Genomic DNA, 14,288 nt, shown 5'->3' on the forward strand with positions numbered 1-14,288 from the left:
GAACGAGACTCCACGACAGGAACAGGACGAGGAACGCGCCATGATGTTCGCCAACGTCGCCCGGTGTCTCGATGCGCTCGCCGTCATTGCAGGCGCGCTCCTCGCGTACCTGCTGCGCTACCCCGCGCCGATCGTGCTCACCGATACGCAGTCCCTGCTCATCGCCTTCAACTGCACGCTCGCCATGCTGCTCTTTCCCGCGTTCGGCGTGTACGAGACGTGGCGCGGCAAGCCGCTCGTCGCCATGCTCATGCGCGTGGTGTGCGCGTGGCTCATCGTGGTGGTGGCGGGCCTCATGCTGGTCTTCACGCTGCATCAGATGAACGCGGTGTCGCGGCTGTGGTTCGGCTATTCCACGCTGATCTCCGGCGCGCTCATCGTCGCGATCAAGCTCGTTGCGCACCTCGCGCTGCGCCGTGCGCGCAGCCGCGGCATCAACTGCCGCACGGTGGCGATCGTCGGCGCGCCCGGTTTTGCACGCTCGCTCGTCGCACACCTGCAAGGCATGCCGCAAGGGGGCTTCAGGCCCGTGTGCGTGTTCGACGCAACCACGGCCGGCGCCGTGCCCGACCCGTACGCGCTGGAAGAGCGCGGCGCGGAGCGCATCGGCAAGCTGCCCGTGCTCACGGATGCCGACGCGTTTGCGGCGAAGGTGCGGCGCGAACACGTCGACGAAGTCTGGCTCGCGCTGCCGCTGTCCGAAGAGCACACGCTCTATCGCTTCATGCGCGCGTTTCGCGACGACTTCGTGAACCTGCGCTTCATACCGGACGTGCGCTCGATATCGCTGTTCGATCACGGCGTGGTGGACATCGTGGGCCTGCCCACCATCAATCTCACGGCCCCGGCGGTGTCGCCGCCGCAGCTGTGGCCGAAGATGGTGTTCGACCGTCTCTTCGCGCTCGCCGCGCTCATCGCGCTTTCGCCGTTGCTCGCCGCGATTGCTGTCGCGATCAAGCTCACCTCGCCTGGCCCCGTGATCTTCAAGCAGACGCGCAAGGGCGTGGACGGTCAGCCGTTCAGCATCTACAAGTTCCGCTCCATGAGCGTGCACCGCGAGACGCCCGGGCAGGTCACCCAGGCCACGCGCGGCGACGCGCGCGTGACGCGCATCGGCGCGTTCCTGCGCCGCACGAGCCTCGACGAGCTGCCGCAGTTCTTCAACGTACTGCTCGGACAAATGTCGGTGGTAGGCCCGCGCCCGCACGCGCTCGAGCACGACGACCTCTACAAGGATCTCGTCTACGGCTACATGCATCGCTACCGCATCAAGCCGGGCATCACGGGCTGGGCCCAGGTGAACGGCTACCGCGGCGCGACGCGCAAGGTCGAGAAGATGGAAACGCGCGTGAAGTTCGACCTCTTCTATATCCACAACTGGTCGTTCTGGTTCGACATGAAGATCGTGCTGGTCACGATTCTCAAGGGCTTCACGGGCCGCAACGCGTACTGAAAGAACACAGCAGAGAGAGAGACCACGCAGCAGCAGTCGCCGCAAGGCTACGCCACGCAGTGGCACGCGGCAGCAATGCATTACCACGCATAGGCAGCAGACAGCATCGCATAGAGCACACCGGGGAAAAGCCGTGAAACTGACCGTGATCGTACCGACTTGGCGCCGCACTGCCGATCTGGCGCGCTGCCTCGCCGCACTCGCCGCGCAGCGCCGCACCGCCGACGAAGTGCTGGTGGTGGCACGCCCGGACGATCACGACACGCATGCTTTCTTGCGCGCGCAGGAGACCACCTTACCGTTGCGCGTGGTGTGGGTTCGGGAGCCGGGCGTCGTGGCCGCGTACAACCGCGGGCTCGACACGGCAACGGGCGACGTGTTGTGTTTCACCGACGACGACGCCGCCCCGCATGACGACTGGCTCGCTCGCATCGAAGCCGCGTTTGCGGCGGATGCGGCGTTGGGCGGTCTGGGCGGACGCGACGTCGTGCACGAGCGCGGCGGCGTGCTGCAGGGACATAAAGCGGCGGTGGGCCTCGTGCGCTGGTATGGGCGTGCGATCGGCAACCACCATCTGGGGCATGGCGAGCCGCGCGAAGTGCATGTGTTGAAGGGCGTGAACATGGCGTTCCGGCGGGTGGCGATCGGCGCGTTGCGCTTCGATCCGCGCCTGCGCGGCAGCGGCGCACAGGTGCACTGCGAGATGGCGTTCAGTCTCGACGTGCGCCGGCGCGGCGCGAAGCTCGTCTACGACCCGGCGCTCGTGGTGGAACACTACCCGGCGCCGCGCAGCGACGAAGACCAGCGTTTCACGTTCAGCGACGCGGCGTTCTACAACGCGTCCTTCAATCTCAGACTCATCATGTGCGAACACCTGTCGCCGCCTGGCCGCTGGGCGTTCGTCGCTTACTCGTCACTAATAGGCAACCGCGCGGATCCGGGGCTTGCGCGCGCGTTGTCACTTGCGTTGGGGCGCGACGGGGTTGCGCTCGCCTTGCGCAAGTGGTGGGTCGGCCTGTGTGCCATGCGCGTTGCGTGGCATGAGGCCGTACACACAAGAAGCTGAAAAGAAGCTCGGGGTTGCAAAAAAGAGGGACCATCCACATGAAGATCAAAACACTCGCCGCGGGCAGCGCGGCCATAGCGCTTTGTGCCTGCTCACTCGCGCCCGGACCGTATCTGGACAGCAAACGGCTCGACGAAAGTGCGCAGGCGCAGCAGGAAGCCGACCGCTTCCCGGTGCAGCCCATCGACGTCGCGTGGTTCCGCGATCTCGCGAAGAAGGAGACGGCGGCGGTCAACGAATCGACGTGTCCGCTCAGTTGCGTGACGCCTGCCACGCGTGGCCAGTATCAGTACCGCGTGGGCATCAACGACCAGCTCACCATCATCGTCTGGGATCACCCGGAACTCACGGGCGCAGGCTTCGGCAGCGCGGCGGGCTCGCCGCCGCTGCCGCAGGGCTATGCCGGTTACGGCGCGGGCGGCCCGGCGGCGGCCGCAGGCGGCGAAGGCGCGGGCAGCGCCATCGCCAACGGCACGGCGCCCACCGTGGGCGGCGGTGGCGGCGAGGCCGGGCTCACGGTACGCATTGCCGCAGACGGTACGTTCTTTTTCCCGCGCGTAGGCCGCGTGCAGGCGCGCGGCAAGACCGCCGCGGAGATCCAGCGCGACCTCACCAAGGGCCTCGCGAAGACCATTCGCGACCCGCAGATCGACGTGCGCGTGTCGGGCTTCAACAGCCAGATCGTGCAGGTGACGGGCAGCGTGCGGGCGCCTGTGGCCGAGTCGATCACGGACCTGCCGCTTTCGGTGATCGACGCGATCAACCGCGCAGGCGGCGCCCAGGCCGATGCGGATCTGCAGAACGTGGGCGTGACACGCAACGGCAAGCGCTACACCATCGACGTCGCGGCGCTGCTCGACACGGGCGACCCGCAACAGAACGTGCTGTTGAAAGACGGCGACATCGTCGACGTGCCCGACCGCGCGAACAGCCGCGTATTCGTGCTGGGCGAAGTGGCCAAGCCCACTTCGCTGCCGATGAACCGCGGCAAGCTCACGCTCGCCGACGCGCTCACAGGCGCCGGCAGCCTCGACGTGAAGACGGGCGACCCGCACTTCATCTACGTGATTCGCGGCGCGGACAAACTGCTGAACCCGGTGACGCGCGACACGGTCATCAACTCGCGCACGCTCACGCCCACGGTATTCCGGCTCGACATGACCCAGGTGGACGCGCTGCTGCTGATGACGAAGTTCGACTTGCAGCCGAAGGACGTGGTGTACGTGCAGGTGGCGAACTCGGCGCGCTTTAACCGTGCGCTCCAGCAGATCACGCCGACGCTCGAAACGCTGTTCTTCACCCGCCAGCTCACGCGCTAAGACCCAACGGAGTCATCAACATGAGCACTTACGAAACACTGGAGCACGCCCCGGCGGGAAGCGACGAAGATGCCGTGATGCGCGACCTCCTGCGCATCATCGGCGAACAGATCGGCTGGGTGATCGGCATTGCGGGCTGCGTGATTCTCGCGGCCGTGATCTACGCGCATCTCGCCACGCGCATCTATTCGGCCGACGCGCTGATCCAGGTGGAGCCCGCCGCCAACAACGCGAACAGCACCTCGCAGGCGCTCGCCTCGCTCGTGCCGTCCGCGGGCGCGATGCGCACGGACGCCGAGATCGAGATCATCAAGAGCCGCGCGGTGGTGGAGCCCGTGGTCGAGCAGTTCAAGCTCAACTTCAGCGCGGCGCCGAAGACGATGCCATTCCTCGGCAAGCTCACGGCGTTCTTCGCACATCCCGGCGAGCCCCTGCCGGCATGGTTCGGCATGGATTCCTACGCATGGGGCGGCGAGCAGTTCGCCGTGGATTCGATCACGGTGCCGAAGTCGCTGGAAGGCGTGCGACTCACGCTGCGCGCGCTCGGCGACGGACGCTACACGCTCGTCGACCCCTACGGAAAGGCGCTGCTTGCGGGCGTAGCCGGCGAACGCGCGACGGAAAACGGCATCTCCATTCTCGTGAGCACGCTCGTGGCGCGCCCCGGCACCGAGTTCTACGTGACGCGCGCGAACCAGCTCGACGCCGTGGCCGGGCTCGCCTCGGGGCTCCAGGTGATGGAGAAAGGCCGCGAAACCGGCGTGGTGCAGCTTTCGTACATGGGTACCGACCCGCACGCCATCACCGCGATCACCAACGCCGTGGCCGCGTCGTACCTGAAGGAGCGCACCGAACGCGCGCAGGAAGAAGCGAGCCGCATGCTCGCGTTCCTCAACAGCGAACTGCCGCGCGTACGCGACGAAGTGCATCGCGCGGAAACGGCGCTCTCGGGATACCAGCAGCGCGTAGGCTCGTTCCAGCCGACCCAGGAAGCGGGCATGTACCTGTCCGGCGGGCTCGAATACGAGAAGCACATCGCCGAGCTGCGCATTGCACGGGCCCAGCTGCTGCAACGCTTCACGAACGACAGCCCCGAAGTGCGCACGCTCGATGCGCAACTCGAAGCGCTCTCGCGCGAAAAGGCCCGCTTCGAAGACCACTTCAAGACGCTGCCGGGCTCCGAGCGCGAAGCCATGTCGCTGCAACGCGACGCGAAGGTGGCCGAAGAGATCTACGTGGCGCTGCTCAACAAGATCCAGGAGCTTTCCATCTCGCGCGCGGGCACGATCGGCAACGTGCATATCGTCGATGAAGCGCTGCTGCCCTCCTCGCCCGTGCGGCCGAAGGCGGCGCTCATCATCTCGGCGGGCACCGTGCTGGGCGTGATTGCCGGCATCGTGTTCGCGTACTGCCGCCGCACCTTCTTCACGGGCGTGAGCGACCCCGAGTTCGTGGAGCGGCGCTATCAGCTGCCCATCTTCGGCGCGATTCCGCTGTCGCTCGAACAGGCGCGCAGCGACCGCATCGCCCTGAGCTCGAGCCGGGCGGCGCTGCCTAAAGGGGCGGCGCAGCCCCGGGGCGCAACGCCGAGGCACGGTCTGCCGGCGCTGCCGGCCGGCCTCGCGCGGCTGATTCGCCCGCCGCACATGGCCGGCGCCGCGGGAGCCGCGACTGCGCCCGTGCAGGTGTCGCTGCCCACCGGCACGCAAACGGTGATGCCGGCGGCGCGGCCCGCGCTGCGTCCGCTGCTCGTGAAGACGCACCCGTTCGATACCTCGGTGGAAGGCCTGCGCGGGCTGCGCGCGACGCTCCAGTTCGGTCTCATCGATGCGCCGAACCGCGTCGTCGCGGTGACGAGCCCGGCGCCCTCGGACGGCAAGAGCTTCCTCTGCGCGAACCTCGCGGCGCTGCTCGCGGAATCCGGCAAACGCGTGCTGTTGATCGACGCGGACCTGCGACGCGGGCGACTCGCGCAGTACCTGGGCCGCTCGCCCAACGGCGGCCTCACGGAACTGCTCACGGGCCAGATGGACCTCGAAGAAGCCGCGCGCGCCACAGGCGTGGACGGGCTGCACTTCATCGCGGCGGGCGCCTATCCGCCGAACCCGTCGGAGATCCTGACCTCGGCGCGCTTCGTCGACATCCTCTCGCGCTTCGAGCAGCAGTTCGACCTCGTCATCGTGGATACCCCGCCGCTCCTCGCCGTGGCCGATGCGGCGATCGTGGCGAACATCGCGGGATCGACGGTGCTCGTGATGCGGGCCGGCGCGCACACGGAACGCAACATCGCGGAGTCGCTCAAGAAGCTGCGGCGCGCCCACGCGCGCGTGATCGGCGGCGTGATGAACGCGATGCCGCTCAAGCACGGCGGCCGCTACGGCACCTACGATTACGCGTATGCGTACACCTATACGGCGGGCGGCCCGATGGACGGGAAGACGCATTGAGTGAGGCAGGACGGATCGGAGCGCGGGTGGGCTCCGATCCGGTGTGAGACTTCAGAGGGAATGACAAGAAGCGATCACGGCGGTGGCGTTCCTTTGCGACGAAGGAACGCCACCGCGTTTTGTTTGTGATGCCTGGGTTTGATGCTTCTCGGTTTGATGCGGCGGGAAAGCGTTGCTGCGGCGGCGATAAGCGGCGATGGTGGCGACGGGCGGCAACGCATCACCGCGCTGCCACCCCGGCCGGAATCAGATAAAGATCCCGACGTCCGTATGAAAGCGCTCGGCAAGCGCCTTCGCGACGTTCTTGCTGATGGCGCGGCGGCCCGCGAGGATATCGCTAATGACCGTGGGCGACGCGATGTCGGCGAGGTCCTTCTGCTTGAGCCCATGCGTGCGCAGCAGCTCGCGCAGCACTTCGCGCGGCGCAGCCTTGGGCAGCGAGACGCGATGGGTCTCCCATACCTGGATCAGGTCCTTCACCACGCCGACGAGGTCCGCGAGCGGACTGTCGGCGTTGCCGTTGATCTGCGCGGTGAGCTGGCTGGCGAGCCGCAGCATGCGCTGATAGTCGGCTTCGCTGCGGATCGGCTTGAGCAGGATCTGCCGTTGCAGCAGCATCCACGCACTCGCGATGTCGGGGAAGCCCCCGTTAAAAGGTTCTGCGTTCATTGTCGTATGGCCCCTTCTGTGGTGTGTGCCCCGCTACGGAGGCATCGATCTGTCTTCTCTTGAAGCGGGTCTTTCAGCGGCCCCACATGCGACCTGCCATGCTGCCGCCCACTGCATCGCGAGGCATGGCCGGCGCCTGCCTCACGTCGAAACTCAATTCGGAATCCGTAGCGGGTTCGCGGGCCTCGTGATCCGCGTAGCCCTCGTAGCCCGCGTGGCCCTCGTGGCCCTCGTAGCCCTCGTAACCCGGTACACGCTCGTAGCGTTCATGGTTCGCATGGCTGCCGTGCAGCCCGGTTCTCGCGGCCGCGATGGTGCGCGTCACTTCCACCATGAAAGCGCGCCTGAAGGCCGCTGCGCTGAACCGCTCGGCATTCGCGCGGCACGCCGCGGCGCTGATCTTCGACTGCTCGCGCTCGAAGCGGTCCACGGCTTCGAGCAGCGACGCCACGCTCTGCGTGCCGAAATGCATGCCCGTGGGTTGCGGCTCGCCGAGCGGGACGACCGTTTCCAGCGCCCCGCCCTTGCCATAGGCGATCACGGGCGTGCCGCACGCCTGAGCCTCGACGACCACGATGCCGAAGTCCTCTTCGGCGGCGAACACGAACGCCTTCGCGCGCTGCATGTGGTCCTTGAGCACCTCGAACGGCTGGTAGCCGAGCACCGTCACGTTGGGTCCGGCTTTCTCGCGTATCGCGGCAAAGCCCGGGCCGTCGCCGATCACGACGAGCCGGCGTTCGGGCACGAGCGAAAACGCTTCGACGATGAGGTCGATGCGCTTGTACGGCACCATGCGCGAGGCGGTCAGATAGAAGTCTTCCTTTGCGCTGCACGGCTCAAAGCGATCGACGTCCACGGGCGGTGCGATGACCGCGGCCTCGCGCCGGTACGTCTTCATCACGCGGCGGGCCACGAAATGCGAATTCGCGATCAGGCGGTCCACGCCGTTGGCCGAACGCGCATCCCAGCCGCGCAGGTAATGCAGCAACGCGCGCGCCGCCCACGACTTCGGGCCGCGTTCGAGATGAGCCTCGCGCAGATACGCGTGCTGCAGGTCCCACGCGTAGCGCATGGGCGAATGCACGTAGCTCACGTGGGTCTGGTCCGGGCCCACCAGCACGCCCTTGGCCACCGCATAGGAACTCGTGATGACGAGGTCGTACGGCGAGAGATCGAACTGCTCGACGGCGAGCGGCATGAGCGGCAGATACCCGCGATAGCGGCGCTGCGCGAACGGCAGATGCTGGATGAAGGACGTGGTGACCGGCTTGCCGCACACGGGCGTGCGGTCCTCGAGAAAGTCGACGAGGCTGAACAGGTCCGCGTCGGGAAAACACCGGATGATCTGCTCCAGCACCTTCTCCGCGCCGCCTGGCTGCACGAGCCAGTCGTGCACGATCGCGACTTTCATCTTCCCCGCCCCCTAGTCTCGTATCTCGCGAACGAGTGTAAGACGGCTTATGCGTTGCCGTGCGTGCGCGCGACCACACAATTCAGGGAACGTAACGAGAATAATGGCGGCCAGATGCGAGACCTCTCGCCACTCTCTTCACGCCTTCGCGAGGTAAGCGCCGATGAATGCATCCGAACTCCGTGGCGCGGCTCATGGCTTGTCGCAGGCGCAGCCGTCGGCGGTGGGGTCTGCAGTGGGCGCCGTGGCCGGCTCGCCCAATGGCGCGCTTGTGTCCGGCCTCAAGGCGAAATCCACCGTGCTCTTCGTCGATCAGAGCGGGCAACTGGGCGGCGCCGAATTCTCGCTGCTGCCGCTCGCCCAGGCGTTCGCCGCGCGCGGCGCCGTGCTGCTGCTCTCGGACGGGCCGTTTCGCGAGCGGCTGGCGTCGCTCGGCGTGAACGTGAGCGTAGCGAGCGAGGCGCGCGTGTCGGGCATCAGCAAGGAAGCGCTGCGCTTTCGCTGGCTCTTCGCGCTGCCGGCCATCGTGCGCCAGGTGCGCGCCATCGCCGAGGCCGCGAAGCGCTACGACGTGCTGTTCCTCAACACGCAGAAGGCGCTCGTGCTCGGTGCGCTCGGCAAGCCGCTGCACAGGCGGCCCGTCATCTGGCATCTGCACGACATCATGTCGGCCGATCACTTCGGGTCCATGCAACTGCTCGCGGTGAAGTTCATCGCGCGCCATCTCGTCGATCACGTGGTGGCCAATTCGCGGGCCTCCGCGCAATCGCTCGCGTCGCTCACGGGCATTCCGCTCGCGGCGATTCCGGTCGTGCACAACGGGATCGATACGCACGCGTTCGCGAATGTGGACGGCGCCGATCTCGCCGCGCTGCGCCGCCGCCTCGGCCTGCCCGAGCACGCGTGGCTCGCCGGGCTCTTCGGACGGCTTGCGCCGTGGAAAGGCCAGCACATCGCTATCGCAGCGCTACCGCGGCTGCCGGACGTGCACCTGGTGCTGGTGGGCGCGGCGCTCTTCGGCGAGGACGATTACGCGCAGCGGCTACGCCGCCAGGCGCTACGGCTCGGCGTGGCCGACCGCGTGCACTTCGCAGGCTTTCGCGACGACATGGCGGCGTGGATGAAGGCGATGGACGTGATCCTGCATACCTCGACGGAACCCGAGCCGTTCGGGCGCGTGATCATCGAAGGAATGGCGGCGGGCAGGCCCGTGATTGCGGCGGGCGCGGGCGGCGTGAAGGAGATCGTGCGGCATCGCCGCAACGGCTGGCTCGTGGCGCCTGGCGACCTGAACTCGCTGGTGGATGCGATCGAGACGCTGCGCGCGGCGCCCGAACTCGCGCAGCGCCTCGCCGAACAGGCGCTCATCGACACGCAGCGCTATTTCTCGCTCGACGTCTATGTCGAGCAGATGACCCGTGCGATCGGCTGTGTCAGTCCTTGAGACTGAGGCCTTGATACAGGAGTCCTTGAGACACGAGGCCTTGATGGGCGAGGCCGCGTCCTTCGAAGGGCGAGACCTCGCGTGATGCCGTGACGCGCTCAGCGCTTCGCGTAGGTGATGGTTTCGACACCGGTTTCGGTGCCGAGCAGGCACAGGTCCGCGCCGCGCTGCGCGAACAGGCCCACGGTAACGACGCCCGGCCATGCATTGATGACGGCTTCAAGGCCGCACGGGTCGCTGATGGCGAGACCCTTCACGTCGAGAATTTCCTTGCCGTTGTCGGTGATGAACGGCGTGCCGTCTTTCGCGACGCGCAGCACGGGCACGCCGCCGATCGCCGCAACACGGCGGCCGATCGCGGTGCGCGCCATCGGCATGACCTCGATGGGCAGCGGGAACTGGCCCAGCACGTCCACGCGCTTGGAGGCGTCCGCGATGCAGACGAACACGTCGGCTACGGACGCCACGATCTTCTCGCGCGTGAGCGCCCCGCCGCCGCCCTTGATCATGGCGCCGCGGTGATCGATTTCGTCGGCGCCGTCCACGTACACGGGCAGCGACTCGATCTCGTTGAGATCGAACACCTGGATGCCGTGCTGCTGCAGCCGCGCGGTGGTGGCCACCGAGCTGGACACCGCGCCGCGATAGCGGTGCTTCGTGGCGGCGAGCGCGTCGATGAAGCAGTTCGCGGTGGAGCCGGTGCCCACGCCGATCACGGTGCCTTCCGGCACGTTGGCGTTCACGTAGTCGGCGGCGGCCTGGCCGACCAGTTGCTTGAGTTCGTCTTGAGTCATGGGATGAGGCGGCTTTAAGGAGGAAGCGGAGAAACCAGCCCGCGTGAGGCGCGGAAAACACGCAAGTTTACCGGAGTCGGACCGAAGCGCCCTGGATGGTCCGCGCTCCCTGTCCTCGCCGCTCTCTGTTCTCTGCCCTCTGCCGCGCTAAGGCGTCTGCTCAACCGGCAGCTCAGGCGTCCGCTCAGGCGCCTGCCTTCGCGTGCCGTTGCCGGACGGCCTCGAAGAGACACACGCCGGAAGCCACGGACACGTTGAGGCTTTCCACCGTGCCCGCCATCGGAATCTGCATGACTTCGTCGCAGGTGTCGCGCGTGAGGCGGCGCATGCCTTCGCCTTCGGCGCCCATCACGATTGCCACGGGGCCGTCCAGCTTCGTGTCGTAGAGACTTGCCTGCGCATCGCCTGCGGTGCCTATCACCCAGACGCCGGCTTCCTTCAGTTCACGCAGGGCGCGCGCGAGGTTCGTGACGGTGATGTACGGCACGGTATCCGCGGCGCCGCTTGCGACCTTGGCGGCTGTCGCATTGAGGCCCGCCGAGCGGTCGCGCGGCGCGATGATGGCGTGCGCGCCGGCCGCGTCGGCCACGCGCAGGCAGGCGCCCAGATTGTGCGGGTCGGTGACGCCGTCCAGCACGAGCAGGAGCGCCGTGCCCTGAATGCCGTCGAGCAGCTCGGCCAGGTTCTGCGCGAGCGGCAGGTCGCCCGCGCGCGCCACCACGCCTTGATGGCGCTCGGTGCGCGCAAGGCCCCAGAGGCGCGTTTCGTCGGCGGCAATCAGCCGGACGCCCGCCTCCTTGGCGAAATGCAGGAAGTCCTGCATGCGGCGGTCGCGCCGCGTGGCGTCGTAATAGACATCTTCGACCGTCGATGCATCGTGGCGCAGCCGCGCGGTAACCGCGTGGAACCCGTATAGAACCTTGAGACGTGACATGGATGAGACAAACCTTTGAATACTTTTGGCGGTATTAGCGCTTCTTGCGCGACGTGCCCTTGCCCTTCGCGGCGGCCTTGGGTGCGGCGTGCTTCTTCGCCGTCTTGGTCGCCCCGCGCGCGGCGCGGGCCGCCTTCACGGCGGCATTCGGAGCGGGCGCGGCCTTCTTGCCGCGCGGGCCGTCCTGGCCTTCGCGCGCCTCGCGCACGTCTCGCGGCGACAGCGCCCGCACGCGCGGCCCGGCCGATTCGGCCGTTGCCTTCTCGGCCGGCGCGCCGCGACCCGCCAGCGGCTTCTTGAGCGTGTCGCGCACAAGGCGGAAGTCGATCTTGCGTGCGTCGAGGTCCACGCGGCTCACCTGCACGCGCACGCGGTCCGAAAGACGGTAGCGAATGCCCGTGCGCTCGCCGCGCAGTTCGTTCTTGATCTCGTCGTACTGGAAGTAGTCGGAGCCGAGTTCCGTGACGTGCACGAGGCCTTCGATGAAAAGCGCATCCAGCTGCACGAAGATGCCGAACGACGTCACGCCGCTCACCATGCCGCCGTACTCCTCGCCCAGCTTGTCGCGCATGAAGTAGCACTTGAGCCATGCTTCGACGTCGCGCGAGGCTTCGTCCGCACGCCGCTCGTTGGCCGAGCAGTGCAGGCCCAGCTCTTCCCAGATCGCCGTGTTCGGACGGCCGCGCCGGCCGTGCTTTTCCTCGTCTTCCTGTTGCATCGCGCGGGCACGCGGCGACAGCGCCGTGTTGAGCGCGACGCCTGCGGGCGTTTCGGGCTGGTACTTCTTGCCCTGCAGGACTGCGTAGATGGCGCGGTGCGTGAGCAGGTCGGGATAGCGGCGAATCGGGCTCGTGAAGTGTGCGTACGCCTCGTAGGCAAGGCCGAAGTGGCCGATGTTGTCGGGGCTGTAGACCGCCTGCTGCATGGAGCGCAGCAGCATGGTCTGCAGCATCTGCGCGTCGGGCCGGTCGCGGATGTGCGCCATCAGCGCCGCGTAGTCGCTCGCGTGGGGCGTCTCGCCGCCGCCGAGCGAGAGGCCCATGCCGCGCAGGAACGTGCGCAGGTTTTCGAGCTTCTCGGCCGTGGGGCCGGCGTGCACGCGGTACAGGCCCGAATGCCGGTTGCGCTTCATGAAGTCGGCCGCGCAGACGTTCGCGGCCAGCATGCATTCTTCGATGAGCTTGTGCGCGTCGTTGCGCTGGCGCGGCACGATCTGCTCGATCTTGCCCTGCGCATTGCAGACGATGTAGGTCTCGGTGGTGTCGAAGTCGATCGCGCCGCGCTTCTGGCGCGCCGCGAACAGCGACTTGTAGACGCCGTACAGGTTCTGCAGATGATCGAGAAGGCCCGCGCGCCGCGCGGCTTCCGGCCCCTTGGTGTTCTTCAGCACCGCGGCCACTTCGGTGTACGTGAGCCGCGCGGCCGAATGCATGACGCCCGGATAGAACTGGTACGCCTTGATCTCGCCGCGCGTGGTGATGACCATGTCGCACACCAGCACGCAGCGGTCCACGTGCGGATTGAGCGAGCAGAGCCCGTTCGAGAGCTTCTCGGGCAGCATGGGAATCACGCGGCGCGGGAAGTACACCGAGGTGCTGCGCTCGAGCGCGTCCACGTCGAGATCGCTCGCGGGGCGCACGTAGTGCGAGACGTCCGCGATCGCGACGATCAGGCGAAAGCCGTCGCCGCGGCCTACCTTGACGGGTTCGCAGTAGACGGCGTCGTCGAAGTCGCGCGCGTCTTCGCCGTCGATCGTGACGAGCGGCACGTCGCGCAGGTCCACGCGATGGCGCACGTCGACAGGACGCACCTCGTCGGGCAGCTTCGCGGCTTCTTCGAGCGCGGCGTCGCTGAATGCATGCGGCACGCCGTACTTGCGCACCGCGATTTCGATTTCCATGCCGGGGTCGTCGATGTCGCCCAGCACTTCCACCACGCGGCCGAGCGGCTGCGAATGGCGGCTCGGGAAGTCGGTCAACTCGACCACCACGACCTGGCCCACCTTGGCCTTCTTGGCGTTCTGCGTGACGAGAATGTCGTGGCCGATGCGCTTGTCTTCGGGCGCCACGATCAGCGCGCCGTTCTCGTTGAGCAGGCGCCCGATCACGCGGCGGTTCGCGCGGTCCGTGACCTCGACGATGTGCCCTTCAGGACGCCCGCGCCGGTCGAAGCCCACGATGCGCGCAAGCACGCGGTCGTTGTGCATGACCTTCTGCATCTCGGGCTGCGGCAGGAACAGATCGTCCTGGCCGTCGTCGCGCACCAGAAAGCCGTAGCCGTCGCGGTGCCCCTGCACGCGGCCCGCCACGAAACTGGACGGATGAGTCAGCTGGTAGTGCCCGCGCGCATCGAGCCGGATCTGGCCGTCGCGCTCCATGGCGGCGATCCGCCGGAAGAAACCTTCGCGCTCCTGGCGCTTGATGGCGAGCGCTTCGGCGATGTCGTTCGCCGTGAGCGGGGAATCGCTCGTGCGCAGCACGCCGAGGATTTCTTCACGGCTCGGAATCGGGTACGGATATTTGCTCAAGGGCTTGTCGATGGTTTTTCTCGTTGCGTGGGACGTCGGTCGATGAGACGCGGCAAGCGCGCCGGGCGGCTTGCTGCGGGCCATTCTAACACCCGTGCATGACGCGCCGTCCGCCTTGCGGCACGGTGAAACGGGCACTCCGATGCCGCGCGCGCGCCGTACTGACCGACCGCTCGAATTGCTTGACAGCGTTCGACGAGCCGCTATAATGGCGATCTTTGCTT

Annotated in this window: 10 protein-coding genes; 5 read left to right on the top strand and 5 right to left on the bottom strand. The window is 67.2% G+C overall.

What is annotated here, in order from left to right; translation table 11 throughout:
- Window positions 1-43 precede the first annotated feature (43 nt).
- From P2869_RS09470 to P2869_RS09485, 4 genes are all read left to right on the top strand, one after another.
- Complete coding sequence (locus P2869_RS09470; RefSeq protein WP_277598097.1) at window positions 44-1,453, top strand: undecaprenyl-phosphate glucose phosphotransferase; 1,410 nt, start codon at window positions 44-46, stop codon at window positions 1,451-1,453.
- Between the two features lie 133 nt (window positions 1,454-1,586).
- On the top strand, window positions 1,587-2,519 hold the full coding sequence (locus P2869_RS09475) for a glycosyltransferase (RefSeq protein WP_346833723.1): 933 nt from the start codon (window positions 1,587-1,589) through the stop codon (window positions 2,517-2,519).
- A gap of 38 nt (window positions 2,520-2,557) precedes the next feature.
- A complete protein-coding gene (locus P2869_RS09480; RefSeq protein WP_277596294.1) occupies window positions 2,558-3,838 on the top strand; it encodes a polysaccharide biosynthesis/export family protein in 1,281 nt (426 codons plus the stop codon).
- A gap of 20 nt (window positions 3,839-3,858) precedes the next feature.
- Window positions 3,859-6,285, top strand: a complete 2,427-nt coding sequence (locus P2869_RS09485) for a polysaccharide biosynthesis tyrosine autokinase (protein ID WP_277596295.1) — start codon at window positions 3,859-3,861, stop codon at window positions 6,283-6,285.
- 246 nt (window positions 6,286-6,531) lie between these two features.
- On the opposite strand, the gene P2869_RS09490 is transcribed toward P2869_RS09485, so the two are convergent.
- Both P2869_RS09490 and P2869_RS09495 read right to left on the bottom strand, forming a co-directional pair.
- Window positions 6,532-6,954, bottom strand: coding sequence for a helix-turn-helix domain-containing protein (locus P2869_RS09490; RefSeq protein WP_026121818.1), 423 nt, complete (start codon window positions 6,952-6,954; stop codon window positions 6,532-6,534).
- Between the two features lie 73 nt (window positions 6,955-7,027).
- Window positions 7,028-8,365, bottom strand: a complete 1,338-nt coding sequence (locus P2869_RS09495) for a glycosyltransferase family 4 protein (protein WP_277596296.1) — start codon at window positions 8,363-8,365, stop codon at window positions 7,028-7,030.
- Between the two features lie 163 nt (window positions 8,366-8,528).
- Here P2869_RS09495 and P2869_RS09500 point away from each other — a divergent pair, with 163 nt between their 5' ends.
- Window positions 8,529-9,809 carry a glycosyltransferase family 4 protein gene (locus P2869_RS09500; RefSeq protein ID WP_277596297.1) on the top strand — a complete coding sequence of 427 codons (1,281 nt, stop codon included), beginning with the start codon at window positions 8,529-8,531 and terminating at the stop codon, window positions 9,807-9,809.
- 98 nt (window positions 9,810-9,907) lie between these two features.
- Here the strand turns inward: P2869_RS09500 and rpiA are convergent, their stop codons facing one another.
- From rpiA to rnr, 3 genes are all read right to left on the bottom strand, one after another.
- A complete protein-coding gene (gene rpiA, locus P2869_RS09505; RefSeq protein ID WP_017776606.1) occupies window positions 9,908-10,603 on the bottom strand; it encodes a ribose-5-phosphate isomerase RpiA in 696 nt (231 codons plus the stop codon).
- Between the two features lie 184 nt (window positions 10,604-10,787).
- A complete protein-coding gene (gene rlmB, locus P2869_RS09510) occupies window positions 10,788-11,537 on the bottom strand; it encodes a 23S rRNA (guanosine(2251)-2'-O)-methyltransferase RlmB (protein ID WP_017776605.1) in 750 nt (249 codons plus the stop codon).
- Window positions 11,538-11,571: 34 nt separating this feature from the next.
- Window positions 11,572-14,064 (bottom strand): ribonuclease R, encoded by a 2,493-nt coding sequence (gene rnr / locus P2869_RS09515; RefSeq protein ID WP_277596298.1) that lies wholly within the window; start codon window positions 14,062-14,064, stop codon window positions 11,572-11,574.
- Between the last annotated feature and the right edge of the window lie 224 nt (window positions 14,065-14,288).

This window comes from Paraburkholderia sp. SUR17 (assembly GCF_029536165.1).
Lineage (GTDB): Bacteria > Pseudomonadota > Gammaproteobacteria > Burkholderiales > Burkholderiaceae > Paraburkholderia > Paraburkholderia kururiensis.